Origin of the sequence: Shinella sp., from assembly GCF_035998705.1 — a bacterium.
Lineage (GTDB): Bacteria > Pseudomonadota > Alphaproteobacteria > Rhizobiales > Rhizobiaceae > Shinella.
The window spans coordinates 1-17,718 of record NZ_DASYHH010000013.1 but is presented as its reverse complement, the minus strand read 5'-3'; the positions used below and the strand labels follow the sequence as shown (position 1 = coordinate 17,718).

At 62.3% G+C, this 17,718-nt stretch carries 16 protein-coding genes, 3 pseudogenes and 1 other annotated feature; of the genes and pseudogenes, 14 read left to right on the top strand and 5 right to left on the bottom strand.

The window, feature by feature from the left end:
* Nucleotides 1–72: 72 nt before the first annotated feature.
* Both VGN93_RS11465 and VGN93_RS11460 read left to right on the top strand, forming a co-directional pair.
* Nucleotides 73–1,443: a chloride channel protein gene (locus tag VGN93_RS11465; RefSeq protein ID WP_319324328.1), complete on the top strand. Its 1,371-nt coding sequence runs from the start codon at nucleotides 73–75 to the stop codon at nucleotides 1,441–1,443.
* A gap of 90 nt (nucleotides 1,444–1,533) precedes the next feature.
* Nucleotides 1,534–1,589: a sequence feature (sul1 is cis-regulatory element that is thought to sense ions involved in sulfur or methionine metabolism; They are found in Alphaproteobacteria), on the top strand.
* 69 nt (nucleotides 1,590–1,658) lie between these two features.
* Nucleotides 1,659–3,146 carry a SulP family inorganic anion transporter gene (locus VGN93_RS11460; protein WP_319324326.1) on the top strand — a complete coding sequence of 496 codons (1,488 nt, stop codon included), beginning with the start codon at nucleotides 1,659–1,661 and terminating at the stop codon, nucleotides 3,144–3,146.
* Between the two features lie 75 nt (nucleotides 3,147–3,221).
* Here the strand turns inward: VGN93_RS11460 and VGN93_RS11455 are convergent, their stop codons facing one another.
* Nucleotides 3,222–4,037: a hypothetical protein gene (locus VGN93_RS11455; protein WP_319324325.1), complete on the bottom strand. Its 816-nt coding sequence runs from the start codon at nucleotides 4,035–4,037 to the stop codon at nucleotides 3,222–3,224.
* A gap of 11 nt (nucleotides 4,038–4,048) precedes the next feature.
* Nucleotides 4,049–4,852 (bottom strand): hypothetical protein, encoded by an 804-nt coding sequence (locus tag VGN93_RS11450; protein WP_319324324.1) that lies wholly within the window; start codon nucleotides 4,850–4,852, stop codon nucleotides 4,049–4,051.
* A gap of 351 nt (nucleotides 4,853–5,203) precedes the next feature.
* Between VGN93_RS11450 and VGN93_RS11445 the strand changes: the two genes are divergently transcribed.
* A complete protein-coding gene (locus VGN93_RS11445; protein WP_210300445.1) occupies nucleotides 5,204–5,461 on the top strand; it encodes an Ig-like domain-containing protein in 258 nt (85 codons plus the stop codon).
* Nucleotides 5,462–5,581: 120 nt separating this feature from the next.
* Here the strand turns inward: VGN93_RS11445 and VGN93_RS31305 are convergent.
* Nucleotides 5,582–5,960: pseudogene (locus VGN93_RS31305) on the bottom strand (GFA family protein).
* Nucleotides 5,961–6,238: 278 nt separating this feature from the next.
* Here VGN93_RS31305 and VGN93_RS11430 point away from each other — a divergent pair.
* The 5 genes from VGN93_RS11430 to VGN93_RS11410 all read left to right on the top strand — a co-directional run bounded on the left by VGN93_RS11430 (nucleotide 6,239) and on the right by VGN93_RS11410 (nucleotide 12,152).
* Entirely contained in the window at nucleotides 6,239–7,183 is a 945-nt protein-coding gene (locus tag VGN93_RS11430) for a TAXI family TRAP transporter solute-binding subunit (RefSeq protein WP_327507598.1), read from the top strand.
* Between the two features lie 76 nt (nucleotides 7,184–7,259).
* Nucleotides 7,260–9,383, top strand: a complete 2,124-nt coding sequence (locus tag VGN93_RS11425) for a TRAP transporter permease (RefSeq protein WP_319324322.1) — start codon at nucleotides 7,260–7,262, stop codon at nucleotides 9,381–9,383.
* A complete protein-coding gene (locus VGN93_RS11420; protein WP_319324321.1) occupies nucleotides 9,380–9,817 on the top strand; it encodes a DUF1850 domain-containing protein in 438 nt (145 codons plus the stop codon). Before VGN93_RS11425 ends, VGN93_RS11420 begins: the two co-directional genes overlap by 4 nt.
* Before the next feature lie 53 nt (nucleotides 9,818–9,870).
* Entirely contained in the window at nucleotides 9,871–10,989 is a 1,119-nt protein-coding gene (locus VGN93_RS11415; protein ID WP_319324320.1) for a diguanylate cyclase domain-containing protein, read from the top strand.
* A gap of 218 nt (nucleotides 10,990–11,207) precedes the next feature.
* Nucleotides 11,208–12,152 (top strand): bile acid:sodium symporter family protein, encoded by a 945-nt coding sequence (locus tag VGN93_RS11410; RefSeq protein WP_319324319.1) that lies wholly within the window; start codon nucleotides 11,208–11,210, stop codon nucleotides 12,150–12,152.
* 155 nt (nucleotides 12,153–12,307) lie between these two features.
* Here the strand turns inward: VGN93_RS11410 and nhaA are convergent, their stop codons facing one another.
* Nucleotides 12,308–13,498 carry a Na+/H+ antiporter NhaA gene (nhaA, locus tag VGN93_RS11405; RefSeq protein WP_319324318.1) on the bottom strand — a complete coding sequence of 397 codons (1,191 nt, stop codon included), beginning with the start codon at nucleotides 13,496–13,498 and terminating at the stop codon, nucleotides 12,308–12,310.
* A 224-nt stretch (nucleotides 13,499–13,722) separates the two neighbouring features.
* Here nhaA and VGN93_RS11400 point away from each other — a divergent pair, with 224 nt between their 5' ends.
* From VGN93_RS11400 to arsH, 6 genes and pseudogenes are all read left to right on the top strand, one after another.
* Complete coding sequence (locus VGN93_RS11400) at nucleotides 13,723–14,076, top strand: metalloregulator ArsR/SmtB family transcription factor (protein ID WP_319324317.1); 354 nt, start codon at nucleotides 13,723–13,725, stop codon at nucleotides 14,074–14,076.
* Nucleotides 14,073–14,513 carry an arsenic resistance N-acetyltransferase ArsN2 gene (gene arsN2, locus VGN93_RS11395; RefSeq protein ID WP_319324315.1) on the top strand — a complete coding sequence of 147 codons (441 nt, stop codon included), beginning with the start codon at nucleotides 14,073–14,075 and terminating at the stop codon, nucleotides 14,511–14,513. Before VGN93_RS11400 ends, arsN2 begins: the two co-directional genes overlap by 4 nt.
* 15 nt (nucleotides 14,514–14,528) lie before the next feature.
* Nucleotides 14,529–15,055, top strand: a pseudogene (locus tag VGN93_RS11390) (arsenate reductase ArsC).
* Nucleotides 15,055–15,746: pseudogene (locus tag VGN93_RS11385) on the top strand (MIP/aquaporin family protein). Before VGN93_RS11390 ends, VGN93_RS11385 begins: the two co-directional pseudogenes overlap by 1 nt.
* Nucleotides 15,743–16,165 (top strand): arsenate reductase (glutaredoxin), encoded by a 423-nt coding sequence (gene arsC / locus VGN93_RS11380; RefSeq protein WP_319324314.1) that lies wholly within the window; start codon nucleotides 15,743–15,745, stop codon nucleotides 16,163–16,165. Before VGN93_RS11385 ends, arsC begins: the two are co-directional and overlap by 4 nt.
* A gap of 13 nt (nucleotides 16,166–16,178) precedes the next feature.
* On the top strand, nucleotides 16,179–16,868 hold the full coding sequence (gene arsH / locus VGN93_RS11375) for an arsenical resistance protein ArsH (protein ID WP_413818732.1): 690 nt from the start codon (nucleotides 16,179–16,181) through the stop codon (nucleotides 16,866–16,868).
* On the opposite strand, the gene VGN93_RS11370 is transcribed toward arsH, so the two are convergent.
* On the bottom strand, nucleotides 16,860–17,718 hold an 859-nt coding region (locus VGN93_RS11370; protein ID WP_327507597.1), incomplete at its 5' end, for an MFS transporter. The two genes, arsH and VGN93_RS11370, sit on opposite strands and share 9 nt — an antisense overlap.

The window sequence follows — 17,718 nt, the reverse complement described above, 5'->3', positions numbered from 1 at the left end:
CGAGCGGCTCGCGATTGCGTGACGCCTTCGTCCGGTCCGCCGCCTGTTCCCGCCGCCACCCGAAACGAGACGATGTCTGCCTTCTACAGAAAGTCCAAGCTGCTCCGCCGTTCCCGCGTGTTCTGGGGCTCCTTCTCCCTTTGGCGACCCCGGCTGGTCTTCTGGTGCGGCGCGCTTGCGACCGGTGTGATCAGCGTCGGCTTCGCCAAACTGGCGGATTTCGCGCAGCACCTGTTCACGCGCGTCACCACGGCGGGCGACTGGGCTTTTCTGTTGCCGCTCCTGCTCGCGCCGATCGGATTTGGGCTGTCTGCCTATCTGTCGATACGTTTCTTTCCCAATGCCCAGGGCAGCGGCATTCCACAAGCTATTGCGGCACGGCACCTGAAGGAAGACGAGGATCGCGGCAGGTTGCTCTCCTTGCGCATCGCCTTCGGCAAGATCCTGCTCACAGTCCTCGGTCTCTTTTCCGGCGCCTCCATCGGGCGTGAGGGGCCGACCGTCCAGGTTGGCGCCTCGATCATGCTGGCCGTCGCCCGCTTCGGCGGCATGGCGCAGGCGCGCGGCCTGATCCTCGCAGGTTCAGCCGCCGGCATTGCCGCCGCATTCAACACCCCGCTCGCAGGCATCGTCTTCGCCATCGAGGAAATGAGCCGCACCTACGAGGCGCGCGCCAACGGCTTCGTGCTGGCCGCCGTCATCCTGTCGGGCCTCGCCGCGCTCGGACTATCGGGCAGCTATCATTATTTCGGCTCCTCCACCGTTGCACCGACGCAACTGCGCGACTGGGGCCTTGTACTCGTCTGCGGTATCGGCGGCGGGGCGCTCGGCGCGGCCTTCAGCGGCATGGCGCTGCATTTCGGCCAGCGCGTCCGCCGCTGGGCGCAGCCCGAACCGCTGAAACGTATGGTGGTGCTTGCCGTGGCGTGCGGGCTGGCCGTCGCCGCCATCGGCGTCATCTCCGGCGGCAAGACCTTCGGGACCGGCTACGAACAGGCCCAGGGCGCCGTCCAGGGTGAAGCCCTTCCGCTTCTCTTCTTCCTCGAAAAACTCGCCGCCAGCTTCCTTTCCATGCTGTCCGGCATTCCCGGCGGCATCTTCGCGCCGTCGCTCGCGGTCGGCGCGGGGCTGGGCAGCACCGTGGGGTCGCTACTGGGTACCAGTGTCGCGCTTGCGGCGATCCTCGGCATGGCCGGCTACTTTGCCGGTGTCGTGCAGGCGCCGATGACCGCCTTCGTCATCATCTTCGAGATGACCGGCGACCACGAGGCCGTCATTCCGCTGATGGCCGTTTCGATGCTCGGCTATCTGACCTCGCGCATTCTCTCCCGCGAACCGCTCTATCACGGCCTGTCCCGTGTCTTCATCGCCGCTGCGATCAGAGCGCGGCGCGCCTCCGAGAAGGCCGGCGGAAGCGCGCTCCCGCCGCAGGATTCCGCTTAGCCGCTGCACCTGCTAGACATCTGGAGTTTTCGGAAACAAGGATATCGCCGTTGACGCGCGCTACACCTTTTATATAACAGGTCCACTCACCCCGGACCCGGTGAAACTCCGGGTGGCTCTTCTGGCCGCCGATCCGCCAGACAACGCAAAGCATCAAACCTGTTTACAAAGCCGGACGACGTCCGGTCTGGATGCATTTCTTTGCGGACTTTTCCATGTTCAATCTGACGACCTACAAGCGCGAGTGGTTCTCGAACATTCGCGCCGACATTCTCTCCGGCATCGTTGTGGCGCTGGCTCTCATTCCCGAAGCCATCGGCTTCTCGGTCATTGCCGGCGTCGACCCAAAGGTCGGGCTCTTCGCCTCCTTCGCCATCGCCTGCGTCTCCGCCTTCGTCGGCGGCCGGCCCGGCATGATCTCGGCCGCCACGGCGGCGACCGCCGTGCTGATGGTCACGCTCGTGAAGGAACACGGCCTCGAATATCTCTTCGCCGCCACGTTGTTGATGGGCTTCACCCAGATCGGCGCCGGCTTTCTGAAGCTCGGCCGCGTCATGCGCTTCGTGTCGCGTTCGGTCATCACCGGCTTCGTCAACGCTCTGGCCGTCCTCATTTTCATGGCGCAGCTGCCGGAACTCATCGGCGTACCGGGCCTGACCTATATCATGATCGCTGGGGGGCTTGCGATCATCTACCTCTTTCCATACGTCACCAAGGCCATCCCGTCGCCGCTCGTCGCCATTCTGGTGCTGACCGGCATCGCTTATTGGGGCGGCCTGGATTTGCGCACGGTCGGCGATCTCGGCGAACTGCCCTCCGCGCTGCCGATCTTCGCGCTGCCGCAGGTGCCGCTGACCTTCGAGACGCTGCAGATCATCTTCCCGTATTCCGTGGCCCTTGCTGCGGTGGGCCTGCTCGAATCGCTGCTGACGGCCCAGATCGTCGACGACATGACGGATACGCCGAGCTCGAAGAGCCAGGAATGCATCGGACAAGGAGCCAGCAACATCGCCTCCGGCCTCATCGGCGGCATGGGCGGTTGCGCTATGATCGGCCAGTCGGTGATCAACGTCACCTCGGGCGGTCGTGGACGCCTCTCGACCTTCGTCGCCGGCGCCTTCCTGCTGTTCCTCATCCTCGTGCTGGACGATCTCGTGCGCATCATCCCGATGGCCGCACTGGTCGCCGTGATGATCATGGTCTCGGTCGGCACCTTCTCCTGGCGCTCGATCCTCGACCTGCGCCGCAATCCGCCGTCGTCTTCCATCGTCATGCTGGCGACGGTCGCGACCGTCGTCGGCACGCATGATCTCGCCAAGGGCGTGCTCGTCGGCGTGCTGCTCTCCGGTGTGTTCTTTGCCGGCAAGGTGGCAAAGCTCTTCCACGTTCGTTCCGTGCTGAATGATGATGGCGACGAGCGCACCTATCATGTCGATGGCCAGATCTTCTTCGCTTCGGCGGAGAGCTTCACTGCGGCTTTCGATTTCACCGAGACGCTGCGCAAGGTGACGATCGACGTCACGGAGGCGCATTTCTGGGACATCACCGCCGTCGGCGCGCTCGACAAGATCGTCCTCAAATACCGCCGCCAGGGCGTCGATGTCGCCGTCATCGGCGTCAATGCGGCGAGCGCACACATGCTCGACCGCTTCGCCCTGCACGACAAGGATCATGTGGCATTCTCGGCGCAGGGCGAACACTGACATAGCAGCGAAGCCCGGAGGATCACTCCGGGTTTCCTTCATGCCAGGTGACAAACCGAAGGAATAGGAACGGAATTAACGCTCATTTTCGTTGACGTTGGGGGACGCGGCCGTCAGCGAGGCCTCGTCGACGACCGTTATCTTCATATAATCACCGGTCACGTACATTTCCTCCGTGCCGGGCGTTTTCGCGGTAAAGCGGATACCGCGCGCTGGCGTCACGCCCTTGCAAAACATCGAATAACGCCGAACGACGCCCGCATCGGAAAATTCGCCGATGCGGGAGGATGGAAGATTGCCCCATACATCCCGCCATTCGCGCGGCAACCGGCCGCAATCGCCCCGCTCGCCATGAATGATGCGGCTTTGGCCGACGACCAGGCGGACCTCGGGCAGGTAAGTGACAAGAGGAGCATCATCGACGCTCGTCCGCCACGGTCGCCATTGCGACTCCCAAAGAAGCCCGGTTGCCACGCCCAGCGAGAAGAGACCGATGCCGGCAAGGCCCATCAGGAGCGAGCGCCCAGCGGTAGCCGTCCGCCTTGGTGTCGAAACAGGCATCACGGTTTCCTCGGCGGCCTCGTCCACGGGATCATCCGTGGCGTTGCGTACCTGATCGTAGAGCGTATTCCATTGCACCATCAATCCGGGGTCAGTCTCGACCTTCAGCAGCCGTGACAGGACGCGCACGCTGCGCGGTCGGGGAAGATGGCGGCCGGTGCGCCAGTTGTTGAGATTGCGGACAGCCGTATCGAATTGCTTTTGCCCGTGGCTGCCCGTCATCTCGCAATATCGTGCTGCCAACGACATATTGTCGGAAAAACCGCTTTCCTCGCACAGTGCATCGAACAGCTTGTGCCAGGTATTGAATTGCTCGGTATCCCGTATCATAGGCATTTCCCTCAGAGACCTTGACCAGGCTTGATCGAGGCAGACGTCACCTCGATCTTGAAGTAGGCGTTGAGCACCTTCAGCTCCTCGACGCCCGGACGGATGGCAATGAACCTGACGGCGCGCACGACCATCTCCTTTCCGCAGCCGTTCATCATCTTGGTGGCGAGGCCGCCATCGGCGAAAATGCCGGTCTCGCTCGTCGGTAGGTGATCCACGATGGCGGCCCATTCGGAGGGTCCACCGTCGCATCCTTCAACCGCGCCATGAATGAGCTTCTCCGTCCCGACGGAGAGGAAAGCCCTGGCGTTATAGGCAACGGTCGGGAGCTTCGCCGTGTCGATCGAAACGACGTCCGAAACCGTCAGTCCCGGCAACCCGACCGCGGCCAGGAGCCCGAACGGCAAAGTCGCCGACAGGAGAAGCGCCATTCGCGGCGACAGTGTCGCTGGCCGGGACGGCGCGATACTGTCGGCGGCAGGAGCCTCGCAATCCAGATCGGTAGTGCGGCCGCCCTCGTCACCATCCTGAAGGGCGCGGTAGGTCTTGTTCCACATCCTCTTGAGGACGGGGTCGGTTTCGACATCGAGCAATCTAGCGAGGATGGCAGCATTTCGCCGGAGCGGGATGCGCCGCCCGCGGCGCCAGCTGCGCAGGTTCTTCTCGGCCGCCTGGAAATCCTTTTCCCCGGATCGGCCCAGTTGCCGGCACAGCGCACTCGCCAGCGCGGCATTCTCGGGATATCCGCGCAGGCGGCATAGCCTGTCGAACAGCAGGTGCCAACTTCTGAACCGTTCCCACTCGTCCGAAATCAAGACAAACCTTCCCCTTTGGCGTGTAGCCATACTCTAGCGGGAGGGATTAAAAGATGAACCGGCTTCGCTTGCTGTTTTTCCGATTTTTCCTGAAATTACCCAATTTTGTGCTGGCCAACTTCCGGAATTCTGCTTCCCTCCAAGCACTGGAACCAAGCGGCGGCGCCCCGCTTGATTGCCGGATCATTTGCAAGGAAACCAACACGGGAGTGTAATAACATGCGCGCCTTGGCGACGACTTTGGCTACCGCCTTTCTTATCGGATGCTTTTCTGTTTCAACTGTCCATGCTGCATGCACCGGGAGCAATGGACGGGGGTGGGCCAGCGGTAGGGGAGCAGGCAAGTTCGAAATGACCGCCCACGACAAGAGCTGCAAGATCAGCTTTCCCGGCTTCGTGGATGACGTCAGGAAAACCCGCATCCCTGCCACGGATGTCACGGTCACCAGCAAGCCGAAGAGCGGCAAGATTTCGGTCGTCGCAGGAAGGGGCCTGGTCTACACGCCCAGTGCCGGCTTCAAGGGAAAGGACAGGTTCTGCACGCGGAACACGTCGTCCAAGCTGAAGGGCAAATCCCTTTCCGGATGCATCACCGTTACAGTCCGGTAGGCGAAACCCACCGATTCCCCGTCGCCAGCCGATGGCTGATCACGCGTCCCCGTCATGCTCCCATGGCGGGGAGCATTCGGCAATCCACGACGCCGCCGGGAGGCCGCTCCATCCGGATATTCAAACCGCGTGGATCAAAACCCAGCGATGGCACTGTTCATCGTAGACGCTCTGGGTCGGCTCCAGCCCCTCCTTCTCATCGAAGCATCCAAAAGCGACCGCCGTCGCCCCCTGTCTGAAATCCGGCTTCCAGAAGACGGTCGAGCCGCAAGCCATGCAGAAATGAAATACAATCCGCTTGCCGCTGTCTCCCACTCTCACGAATGTTCTGGACGGCCCGTTCACCTCTGTCGAGGTGGAGGCAAAAGAAGACAGCGACACCAAAAGCCGATCCGGTTCGGCGCTGGCATTCCAGACAATGGCAGACCGACACCTTCAGAGGCGGCCCGTGCGTTGCGATCGAAAGCGTTCCACAGGAACACGATGCCTTTCTTTTCATGGCCTTTACCCCCTGGTTCATAGGCCACATTGAATTCACGAATGTATTGCACGCAACCGCTATTTGAGGGCCGCGCCGCCAAATCGGCATGGCACGTTTTTGTCGCAATGAGCGGCATGGCCTGGCATTTCCTTGCTAGAAAATGGCGACGTCCGCGACCCCGCTCATAAGAATCAATGGTTTGCGTTTGGCCTGAATCGCGCTGTCGGTGTAGTCTGCCGCGGGCGGGGAAAACCGCGTCATCTTACAGAACGGGAGGAGCTTTTATGAAGCATGTCATGAAACGGGCCGCTATCGCTGCGGTCGCCGGCCTTTCCATTGCCGCGTCCACCGCGTCGGTGAGGGCGGATGAGTTCATCAACGTCCTGACCGGCGGCACATCCGGCGTCTATTATCCGCTCGGTGTCGCGCTGTCGAAGATCTACGGCGACAGGATCGACGGCGTTCGCACCCAGGTCCAGGCGACCAAGGCTTCGGTCGAAAACCTCAATCTCCTTCAGCAGGGTCGCGGCGAAATCGCCTTCGCACTTGGCGATTCCGTCAAGCTGGCATGGGAAGGAAACGCCGAGGCCGGCTTCAAGGCACCGCTCGACAAGCTCCGCGGCATCGCCGCGATCTATCCGAACTACATTCAGATCATGGCTTCGAAAGAGTCGGGCATCGCAACCTTGGCCGATTTCAAGGGCAAGAGCCTTTCGGTCGGCGCCCCCAAATCCGGCACGGAACTCAATGCGCGCGCCATCCTGACAGCAGCCGGCATGAGCTATGACGACCTCGGCAAGACGGAATACCTGCCCTTCGCCGAATCCGTCGAGCTGATGAAAAACCGCCAGCTCGACGCCACGCTGCAATCGGCGGGTCTCGGCGTCTCCTCCTTCAAGGATCTCGCCACCTCGCTCGACGTGCAGATGGTCTCGGTCCCGGAAGATATCGCCACGAAGCTCGGTGCGCCCTACATCGCCGCGACCGTGCCGGCGGGCACTTACCAGGGACAGGACAAGGACGTTCCGACCGTTGCCGTCGTCAACTTCCTCGTGACCCATTCGGAGGTTTCCGACGAGACCGCGTATCAGATGACCAAACAGCTCTTCGAGAACCTGCCGGCCATGGTCGCCGCGCACAAGGCAGCCGAGCAGATCGACATCAAGGAGGCCCTCAAGGGCATGCCGATCCCGCTGCATCCCGGTGCTGAGCGCTACTTCAAGGAAAAAGGGCTGCTCTGACAGCCGCCGACGTGCGGCGTGGCGGCAGAGGTCGCCGCGTCGCATCGGCCTGCCCAACGGTCGTTCGGAGGATCAGATGCACGACAGCAACAGACCGGGCGATGGCGCTGCCGCCGACCTGAGCAAGCATGACGCGCTCGCGGGCGCTTTTCCCAAAACACCGGAAGGCCGCCTGCTCTTTGCGATCGCCTTTCTGTTTTCCACGTTCCAGATCGCCACGGCCGCGCATCTGCTCGATCCGCCAAGTCAGCTCCTTCGGGCAATCCATGTCGGCTTCGTCACCGTGTTGATCTTTCCGCTCCTGACCGCCATGGCCCGACGCAGCGGGCTTGTCCGGGGGGTCGCGTGGTCCCTTTCGGCGCTCGGCGCGGCCGTCGCCTTCTACCAGTGCTACGAATATGCCGATCTCATCGTGCGCGCCGGCGATCCCCTTCCGCGCGACATCGTCGCCGGGGTGGTCGCGATCGGCATCGTCTTCGCCGCCGCTTGGGCGCTGATGGGGCCAGCCTTGCCGATCATATCGGGCGTATTCCTCGCCTATTGCCTGTTCGGTGAATATCTGCCCGCGCCGCTCGATCACCGCGGCTACGACTTTTCCCAGGTCATCGACCACATGGCCTATGGCACGGAAGGCATCTACGGCATTCCGACGCTGGTGTCCTCAAGCTATATCTTCCTCTTCATCCTCTTTGGCGCCTTCCTGGAAAAGGCGGGCATGATCCAGCTCTTCAACGACGTCTCGCTCAGCCTCGTCGGGGCACGGCGCGGCGGCGCGGCGAAGGTGTCGATCATCTCCTCGGCGCTGATGGGCACGATTTCCGGCTCGGGCGTTGCCAATGTGGTCACGACCGGCCAGTTCACCATTCCGCTGATGAAACGCTTCGGCTATCGCGCGGCCTTTGCCGGCGGCGTCGAGGCGACCGCCTCCATGGGCGGCCAGATCATGCCGCCGGTCATGGGCGCCGTCGCCTTCATCATGGCCGAAACGCTGGGCGTCGAATATCACGAAGTCGTCAAGGCCGCGCTCATCCCGGCGATCCTCTACTTCGCCTCGGCCTTCTGGATGGTGCATCTGGAAGCCGGAAAGCGCGGGCTTCTCGGCCTGCCGAAGAACGAACTTCCCTCTGCCCGGGCGGCCATCGCCAAGGGCTGGTACCTGATCCTGCCGCTCGCCGCGCTCGTGTGGCTGCTGTTCTCCGGCTATACTCCGCTCTTCGCCGGTACGGTCGGCCTCGGTTTCACCCTGCTGCTGATCCTCGGAAGCTCGATCGCCCTCGGCCTTCCTTCAACCGCCATTCGCGTCATCTTCTGGATTGGCCTCGGCCTCGTCGCCGCCGCCTTCTTCAGGTTCGGCATCGAGGTCGTGGTCATCGCGCTCGCGATCCTGATCCTTGCCAATGCGATCTGGAAGGGCGGCCGCGAAACGCTCGCCATCTGCCGCGATGCGCTGGCGGACGGCGCGAAGACCGCTCTGCCGGTCGCGATCGCCTGCGCGCTCGTCGGCATCATCATCGGCACGATGACGCTGACCGGTGCAGCCAACACCTTCGGCCAGTTCATCGTGTCGGTCGGCGGCAAGAGCCTGTTCCTTTCGCTGCTGCTGACGATGGTGACGTGCCTGGTGCTCGGCATGGGCATTCCGACGATCCCGAACTACATCATCACCTCGTCGATCGCCGGCCCCGCCTTGCTCGAACTCGGCGTGCCGCTCATCGTCAGCCACATGTTCGTGTTCTATTTCGGCATCCTGGCCGACCTGACACCGCCGGTGGCGCTCGCCTGCTTCGCCGCAGCACCCATCGCCCGGGAAAGCGGCCTCAAGATTTCGCTCGAGGCCATCAAGGTGGCGGCGGCAGGCTTCGTCATCCCCTTCATGGCTGTCTATTCGCCGGCTCTCATGTTGCAGGATGGCGGACCGCTTGCCGCATCCCTCGGCTATCCGGTGGCGGTCGCCTACATCGTCTTCAAGACGGGCTTCGCGATTGGCTTGTGGGGCCCGGCGGTGATCGGCTTCGCCGCTGTCCGGCTGACGCTTCTCGAGCGCGCGCTTGCCACCGCCGCCTCCTTCAGCATGCTCGCCGCCCTTCCGATGACCGACGAGATCGGCTTCGCCCTCGGTGCGTTCTTTGCCCTCGTCATATGGCGCAAGACGCGGGCGGCGAAGGCAAATCCGCCGGCACCCAAGCGGAGCACGGCATGAGTGCGATGCTCTGCATTGCCGGCGGCAAGACCATCGCCGTCGCCGCCGGCCTGTTCACGCTCAGTTGGACCCATTCGGTGGAAAAGGTCGAATGGCGGGAAAACTGGCAGGCGACACCCGCCGGCCTCGTGCTGAGGGAAGCGAGGGTAAAGGGATCGGGCGCGGGCATGGAACCGGGGGAAGGCGCACGCCGGAAGGATGGCTGGTGGGTATGGAATCCGCATGTCGCTCCGCTTGCCGACCTGGTTCTTGCCTCGTCGGGCGCCACCGTTTCCGGATGGACGCTCTGCGATGCGACCGGTTGCCAAGAACTCGGCCGTCGCGAAGGCGAGCCTCTGGTGCTTCGAGCCTGTGCCGGCCGAGATGCCGGTGCGATGCTTCATCGGGAGCCGGCAGATGAAGCAACAAGGGGGCGGGTTCTCACTGGCGGTTAACGTTTTCAGGGTAGGAGTTTTTTAAAAGGGAACCTTAGAAGTCGGTGGAGAATATGGAAAATTCCACAGGTGGCCTGGAACCAAGTGCCCATCGGTTCGATAGCGACCAGGCAGACGAGCAGCAGTCTGCGCTCTACTTATTGTTGGCGCGCCTACGCTCGACCTTGACAAGACCCGTCAACAATCAGGCCATTTTACAACTGCATCATCTGATCGAGCATCAGGCTGCGCTTGTCCGCCAGGCTGAGGCGGCGCTCGCCAGCGCCGAGATATTCGACCGCGCTTCCACGGCTGCGCGCATGGGAAAGTGGCAATGCGAATTGCCCAGCGAACAGCTGACGTGGAGCAATGGAACATACGATCTCTTCGGCCTCCAACGCAATTGCGGCCTCGTGCGTCGCGATATTCTGAAAAGCTACTCGGAGGAGTCACTCGCCCACCTGCAAAAGGTTCGGAGCGGAGCCATCGAAGCAGGAGCCGGCTTCAACCTGGATGCCGAAATCCATAGCCCGGAATTCGGAAACCGGTGGATAAGGATATCCGCTACCGTCGAGCGCCGGACCGGCGAACCGGTCCGGCTTTTCGGCATCAAGCAGGATGTCACGGAAGAAAAGAAAGCGTTTGAACATATGCGTCATCTCGCCGAGCACGACGTGATGACGGGGCTTGCCAATCGCACGCAGTTTCAAGTGCGGCTCACCGACATCTGCGGTCCAGGCGGATCGGGTGGAGCCCTGATGCTCATCGACCTCGACGGGTTCAAGGAAATCAACGACACGCTCGGGCACGCCCTTGGCGATGAGTGCCTGGTCGAGTTTACCCGCTGTCTTTCAGCGGTGTGCCAGTCCGCCGACCTGATCGCCCGGATCGGAGGAGATGAGTTCGCGGTGCTCTTCGGACCTTCCACCGACAAGCAGACGATCCAGCGCATAGCGCAACGCGTGGCCGATATCGCCAAGGCTCTGATGAACTGTTCCGGGCGCATTCTCAATGCAAGTGCGTCGGTCGGGTTTGCCCTTACCGAGGGCGACATGCCGACCGTCCTCTTCACAAGAGCCGACTCCGCGCTTTACGCAGCAAAAGCGGCCGGAGGCGGCATTTTCCTAGAGGATATCTCTGTCACCAATCCGACAACAGATCACCGCCGGGATCGGTTTCGCGCCGTCTTCTAAGCTGATCGGATGGAAGGTCTTGGAGGAGCCTCCCCCATGATGGGAGCGCTCGGCCAATGCTGCTTCGATCGATACTCCGCGATTGCCACACAAGGCTTGGCCAAGATACCCCGGGGTTGGAAGCCCGAGCACATCAGAACCGTCGGCAGGAATTCCCGGCTTGACAGAAAGGCCATTGCCGATAGACCTCGCTCCCGAGTTTTCTTTGGAGTAGGCATGTGAAAGCACTGGCATCCGTATCCGCATTCGTCGGCAAGACTTTCGCCGCCTGGGTCATCCTTTTCGCAATCCTTGGGTTCTTTTTCCCCGATACCTTCAAGCAATTCGGCCCATGGATCGTCACGCTGCTGTCGATCATCATGTTCGGAATGGGCCTGACATTGTCGGTGGACGATTTCCGCGAGGTGGTGAAACGCCCATTCGACGTCGCAATTGGCGTGATCGGCCAGTTCCTCATCATGCCTCTTATTGCCGTCTTTCTGACGCGCATCGTCCCGATGCCGCCCGAGGTCGCAGCGGGCGTCATTCTCGTCGGCTGCTGCCCGGGGGGCACGTCGTCCAATGTGATGACCTACCTGTCGAAAGGCGATGTCGCGCTGTCGGTCGCCTGCACCTCGGTCACCACCCTGGTCGCCCCGATCGTCACACCCTTGCTCGTCTGGTTCTTTGCCAGCCAGTTCCTTCCCGTCGATGGCTGGGCAATGTTCCTAAGCATCATCAAGGTCGTCCTCGTCCCGCTCGCGCTTGGCGCAGCGCTTCAGAAACTGCTGCCGGGCGTGGTCAAGGCAGCCGTTCCGGCCCTGCCCCTCGTCAGCGTCATCGGCATTGTCCTCATCGTTTCCGCGGTGGTCGGCGCCTCGAAGGCGTCGATCGTTCAGTCTGGCCTGATGATCTTCGCCGTTGTCATCCTGCACAACGGGCTCGGCTATTTGCTCGGCTTCTTCGCCGCTAGAGCCGCCGGCCTGTCGCTCGCCAAGCGCAAGGCAATTGCCATCGAGGTGGGAATGCAGAATTCGGGTCTGGGCGCGGCGTTGGCAACCGCTTATTTCTCCCCGCTGGCAGCCGTTCCCAGTGCCATTTTCAGCGTCTGGCACAATATTTCGGGCGCGCTTCTCGCCAACTGGTTTGCACGACGCGAGAACGAGGTACGAAAAGAAACGTAACCGAAAGGCACTTTCACAATCCGACCGGGCTGAACACATTTTGGGCTGGCATTGGATCAAACCGTGTTGTCGGCGAACTTGCACTTGAGATTCGTCCAGCCCGTCGAGTGCCATGGCGCCAGCCTGCGGCACTCGACATAAGATCGGCTCATCGCTCAGGCGGATTTCGCCCGGCGCCCGAAGGCAGCGAGGCAAAGCGCTCCCAGTGTGCCTGCGGCAACCGAGCCCATCAGGATTCCGATCTTGACGTGATCCTGGACGAGAGGATCGCTAAATGCCAGCAAGCCGATGAACAAGCTCATCGTGAAACCAATGCCACACAGGAGAGCGACGCCCGTCATCTGACCCCAGCTTGCCTGCGCGGGCAGGTCCGCAAGCTTCAGCTTGAGCAGGATGGCCACGGTCCCGAGGACGCCGAGCAGTTTTCCGAGGAGAAGTCCTGCGGCGACGCCCATCGCCAACGGCTCGGAGAAGACACCAGTAGTTACACCGGCAAACGACACGCCCGCATTGGCGAACCCGAAGATCGGGACAATGATGAACGCCACCGGTTTGTGAAGCACATGTTCCAACTTGTGGAGCGGCGACTCCGCGTGCGTCGCCTCGGGCGTGCCGGGCGTTAGCTTCAGCGGGATCGCCAGGGCCAAAAGGACACCTGCGAGCGTGGCATGAACACCCGAGACGAACACCAGAACCCAAAGCACAGCCCCGAGCGCCAGATAGGGCCAGAGGACACGTACCTTCATGCGGTTGAAGACGAACAGGTTGCCCAGCACCAGCGCGGCTCCTCCCAGTGCCATCAGGTTCAGGTCGGCGGTATAGAACAGCGCGATCACGATAACCGCGCCGAGATCGTCGATGATGGCAAGCGCCGCAAGAAAAATCTTGAGCGATGCCGGTACGCGTGAACCGAAGAGCGAGATCACGCCGAGTGCGAATGCGATATCCGTTGCTGTCGGGATTGCCCAACCCCGAACGGCGGTCGGATCACTCCAATTGAAACAGAGGTAGACCAAGGCAGGAACGGCCATCCCGCCCGCGGCTGCCGCACCGGGCAGGATGCGGCGGCTCCAGCTCGACAGCTGGCCGTCCAGCATCTCGCGCTTGATCTCGAGCCCGACAAGCAGGAAGAACAAGGCCATCAGTGCGTCGTTGATCCAGTGTTGCAGGCTGAGTGGCCCGACGTAGAGGTGCAGGACGTGGAAGTAGTCTCCGGCCAGCACGGAATTGGCCGTAAGGATCGCCAGGATGGCAACGACCATCAGGACGATGCCGCCCGATGCCTCGGCATCGAGGAATTGGCGAAGAGTGGATTGAATGCGGCCCTTGGAAACTGTCGAAGACATGGGTTCGCGCTCCCTGTTTGGAAGGTTGATCGAAGTCTCCGTCGATTTCGGGGAAGCCCCCAGCGCACGCAGCACACGCCGTGCGTTCAAGATAAGTGAAGGTTACGACGTTATCCAGCCAAATCGGGAGAGGCGAATGCGTCAATGATCGTCCTCGCCCCCGGCGTTCCCGCTTTAGCATAGGGCAGGATTGACATAGAACTTTAATCCATTATTCTGGATATATGGATAATAATAAAGCAATTGCGGCGCTTGGCGCCTTGGCCCAGACCACGCGACTGGAAACCTTCCGCCTCCTTGTTCGGCACGAGCCCGACGGCATTCCGGCGGGCGAACTCGCCCGCATCATCGATGTGCCGCAGAACACGATGTCCGCCCATCTCGCAACGCTCTCTCGAGCGGGCCTGGTCACGAGCGAGCGCCAGAGCCGATCGATTATTTACCGAGCCGACCTCAACGGCCTGCGCGAACTGACCCTCTTCCTCCTCAAGGATTGCTGCGGCGGATCGAGCGAACTGTGCGCTCCGCTCATCGCCGAACTAACGCCCTGCTGCGGCCTGAAGTCGAAGCTATCATGAGCGCCATCAAACTGGAGCAGGTTACCGGAAGCGACCTTGACCTCAAGACGGCCCTGACGGGTGCGCGTCTCCCGACGGATGACATCGAGGATCAGGGCCGGACCTTTTTCAAGGCCGTGTCGGCTGATGACCGGATCGTCGGTTTCTCCGGTGTCGAACGTTGCGGCGACGATTATCTGCTTCGGTCAGTCGTCGTGCTTCCCGATCGGCGCGGAAGCGGCCTCGGCAGAGCTGTCGTCGAAGCAACCTTGGCACGCGTTGCGCGCGAGAGCGACGTCTTCCTCGCGACAACGAGTGCAGCGCCGTTCTTCACGCGCATCGGATTCACCGAAGTCCGACGGGGAAGCGTGCCTGCTGCGGTGCTGGCGACCCGCCAGCTTTCGTCCATCTGCCCATCGTCGGCGACGATCATGAAGCTTATCAAGCCGCCGACCTAACCACGGACCACGACCATGACCGATAAGACCTACAACGTGCTGTTCCTCTGCACGGGCAACTCCGCTCGCTCTATTCTCGCCGAATCCATCCTCAACAAGGAAGGCGGCGGCCGCTTCAAGGCCCTCTCCGCCGGCAGCCAGCCGAAGGGTGAGGTCAATCCGCACGCCTTGAGGGAACTTGAGGCCCTTGGCTATCCCTCGACGGGATTCTCGTCGAAAAGCTGGGATGTGTTCGCAGAACCCGGCGCCCCGCAGATGGACTTCATCTTCACGGTCTGCGACAGCGCCGCCGGCGAGGCCTGCCGGTCTGGATCGGCCATCCGATGGCCGCGCATTGGGGCGTCGAGGACCCGGCCGCCGTCGCCGGATCGGAAGTCGAGATCCAGCGCGCCTTCGCCCCGGCCGCGCGCTTCCTCAAGAACCGGATCATGTCCTTCATCAGCCTGCCGCTGACCTCCATCGACAAGCTGGCGCTGAAAACGCACCTCCGTCAGATCGGCGCCATGGAAGGTGCGAGCACCACGCAGCCGAAGGCAAGCTGATGAACGGGTTCGATCTACCGCGGCGACTGGTTGCCGAGGCATTGGGGACTGCGATGCTGGTCGCGACCGTCGTCGGCTCGGGAATCATGGCGACCTCGCTGACCCAGGACGTCGGCCTGGCGCTGCTCGGCAATACGCTGGCGACAGGCGCAATCCTGGTAGTGCTGATCACGATCCTCGGACCGATCTCCGGCGCGCACTTCAATCCGGCCGTGTCGATGGTCTTTGCGATGTCCCGGTCACTGCCGAAGCGCGATTTCGGCGGATACGTGCTGGCGCAGATCGTCGGCGGCGTGGTCGGGACAATTGCGGCGCACCTGATGTTCGAATTGCCGCTGGTCGAACTATCGAGCAAGGCGCGGACGGGCGGCGCCCAATGGTTCTCCGAGAGTATTGCGACCTTCGGGCTGGTGGCGGTGATCCTCGCCGGCATCAAGTTTGAGCAGAGAGCCGTGCCGTGGCTGGTCGGGCTCTATATTACCGCCGCCTACTGGTTCACCGCATCATCGTCCTTCGCCAACCCGGCCGTCGCGCTGTCCCGGTCGCTAACACCTTCGCAGGTATTCGCCCGATCGATCTGCCGGGCTTCTGGGTCGCCGAGATTGCCGGCGCGGTTCTCGCGCTCCTCCTATTCACCTGGCTGCTACAGCCGTCCACCTCATCGACAGTCTCATCGGAGGCAAAACCATGAATGTCACCATCTACCACAATCCGTCCTGCGGAACGTCTCGCAACACCCTGGCGCTGATCCGCGCGGCCGGAATCGAGCCAACCGTCATAGAATATCTCCAGGAGCCGCCGACGCACCAGCAGCTTGCGAGCATAATCGCGGACGCCGGGTTGACGGTCCGGGAAGCCATCCGCGAGAAGGGCACGCCCTATGCCGAACTCGGTCTCGACAACCCGGACCTGACCGACGACCAGTTGCTCGACGCCATGATCGAGACGCCGATCCTCATCAACCGCCCCTTCGTCGTGACACCGCTCGGCACCCGGCTCGCCCGCCCTTCCGAGGTTGTGCTCGACATCCTGCCCGATACCTTCACAGGGCCGTTCTTCAAGGAAGACGGCGAGCAGGTCCTCGACAAGGAAGGAAAGCGCATTGCCTGACACGCTCCCCGCTTTGCAGGGCCAGCACCTGCATTCCACCGATCTCGACGCCCTGCGCCCGGCATTCTCGACGCACAAGCCACGCATCCTGATCCTCTACGGCTCCCTGCGCGAGGTGTCGTATAGCCGCTTGCTTGCCTTCGAGGTCCGCCGGTTGCTCGAACGGCTGGGATGCGAGGTCCGGATCTTCGACCCGAAGGGCTTGCCGCTACCGGATGAAGCGCCGGTAAGCCATCTGAAGGTGCAGGAGCTGCGCGAGCTTTCGCAGTGGTCGGAAGGCCAGGTCTGGGTGAGCCCGGAACGCCACGGCGCGATGACCGGCATCATGAAGTCGCAGATCGACTGGATTCCGCTGTCGGTCGGATCGGTCCGGCCGACGCAGGGCAAGACGCTCGCCGTCATGGAGGTCTCGGGCGGCAGCCAGTCCTTCAATGCCGTGAACCAGATGCGTATCCTCGGCCGATGGATGCGGATGATCACGATCCCCAACCAGTCCTCGGTCGCGAAGGCCTATCAGGAATTCAACGCCGACGGCCGGATGAAACCCTCGTCCTATTACGACCGGGTGGTGGACGTCTGCGAAGAACTGGTGAAGTTCACCCTGCTGACGCGCGACGCGTCCACCTATCTGACCGACCGCTACAGCGAGCGCAAGGAACTGGCGACCGAGCTTGAGAAGCGCGTGTCGCTGCGGTCAATTTGACAGACTCGGGGTGGCGACGTGGGTTCGCGTCGTCGCCATCGCGACAATCACGAAGGCCACGATACCCACGGTGCCGAGCGCGGCACTCAAGACGAGCGACGCGCCTATGCCGAATTGCTCCATCGTCGCCGCAAAGGCGAAGGGGGCCGCCGCACCGGCAGCGAGTCTCGCGGCCGCCATCTTGCCGGTGAGTGCGCCATATCCGTCCGAGCCGAACAGGTAGAGCGGCAAGCTGCCCTGGGCGATGCTGTTGATGCCTGATCCAAGGCCGAGGCAAATAGAGAAGGCGACCGCGCCGGGAAGCCAGTTGCCGGACAGCGCCAGAATGACAACGCTAAGGACCATGAAGGTCGCGGAGAGGACGGCAAGGCCGGGCGGCGCGAGGCGCGTACCGAAGATCATGTTGACGAGACGGCTGAGAACCTGCGCCGGGCCGAACAGCGAGCCGATGACCACGGCGGTGCTTCCGAAGCCGAGCGACCCGAGCATCGGCACCATATGCGCCAGCATCGCTCCAAGGGTGAAGCTCAGCAGCGCGAATGCAGCCGACACCATGATCACCGCGCCGCGCCGACGCTCGCGAGGAATGGCCCCGACGACGGGCTCACGCATAGGTCTTTGCCCACCGGCCGCGGCCACCTTTCCCTTCCGCATGATCCAGACGTGGAACGGCATGCAGACGACAAGATTGAGCCCGGCATAGACGAGATAGATTTCCCGCCACGAGAGATAGCCGAGCAGCGCCGTGGCAATCGGCCAGAAGATCGTCGAGGCAAATCCCGCGATCAGGGTGAGATAAGTGATGCTGCGTGACGCTGACCGGGGATCGGCCTCGACCAGTGCCGCGAAA

Excerpts from the sequence above, each read along its gene's own strand:
- VGN93_RS11460 (WP_319324326.1), top strand. The coding sequence starts at position 1,659 with ATGTTCAATCTGACGACCTACAAGCGCGAGTGGTTCTCGAACATTCGC.
- VGN93_RS11455 (WP_319324325.1), bottom strand. The coding sequence starts at position 4,037 with ATGATACGGGATACCGAGCAATTCAATACCTGGCACAAGCTGTTCGAT.
- VGN93_RS11430 (WP_327507598.1), top strand. The coding sequence starts at position 6,239 with ATGAAACGGGCCGCTATCGCTGCGGTCGCCGGCCTTTCCATTGCCGCG.
- VGN93_RS11465 (WP_319324328.1), top strand. The coding sequence starts at position 73 with ATGTCTGCCTTCTACAGAAAGTCCAAGCTGCTCCGCCGTTCCCGCGTG.
- VGN93_RS11425 (WP_319324322.1), top strand. The coding sequence starts at position 7,260 with ATGCACGACAGCAACAGACCGGGCGATGGCGCTGCCGCCGACCTGAGC.
- VGN93_RS11400 (WP_319324317.1), top strand. The coding sequence starts at position 13,723 with ATGGATAATAATAAAGCAATTGCGGCGCTTGGCGCCTTGGCCCAGACC.
- arsN2 (WP_319324315.1), top strand. The coding sequence starts at position 14,073 with ATGAGCGCCATCAAACTGGAGCAGGTTACCGGAAGCGACCTTGACCTC.
- VGN93_RS11420 (WP_319324321.1), top strand. The coding sequence starts at position 9,380 with ATGAGTGCGATGCTCTGCATTGCCGGCGGCAAGACCATCGCCGTCGCC.
- VGN93_RS11415 (WP_319324320.1), top strand. The coding sequence starts at position 9,871 with ATGGAAAATTCCACAGGTGGCCTGGAACCAAGTGCCCATCGGTTCGAT.
- VGN93_RS11445 (WP_210300445.1), top strand. The coding sequence starts at position 5,204 with ATGACCGCCCACGACAAGAGCTGCAAGATCAGCTTTCCCGGCTTCGTG.
- arsC (WP_319324314.1), top strand. The coding sequence starts at position 15,743 with ATGAATGTCACCATCTACCACAATCCGTCCTGCGGAACGTCTCGCAAC.
- nhaA (WP_319324318.1), bottom strand. The coding sequence starts at position 13,498 with ATGTCTTCGACAGTTTCCAAGGGCCGCATTCAATCCACTCTTCGCCAA.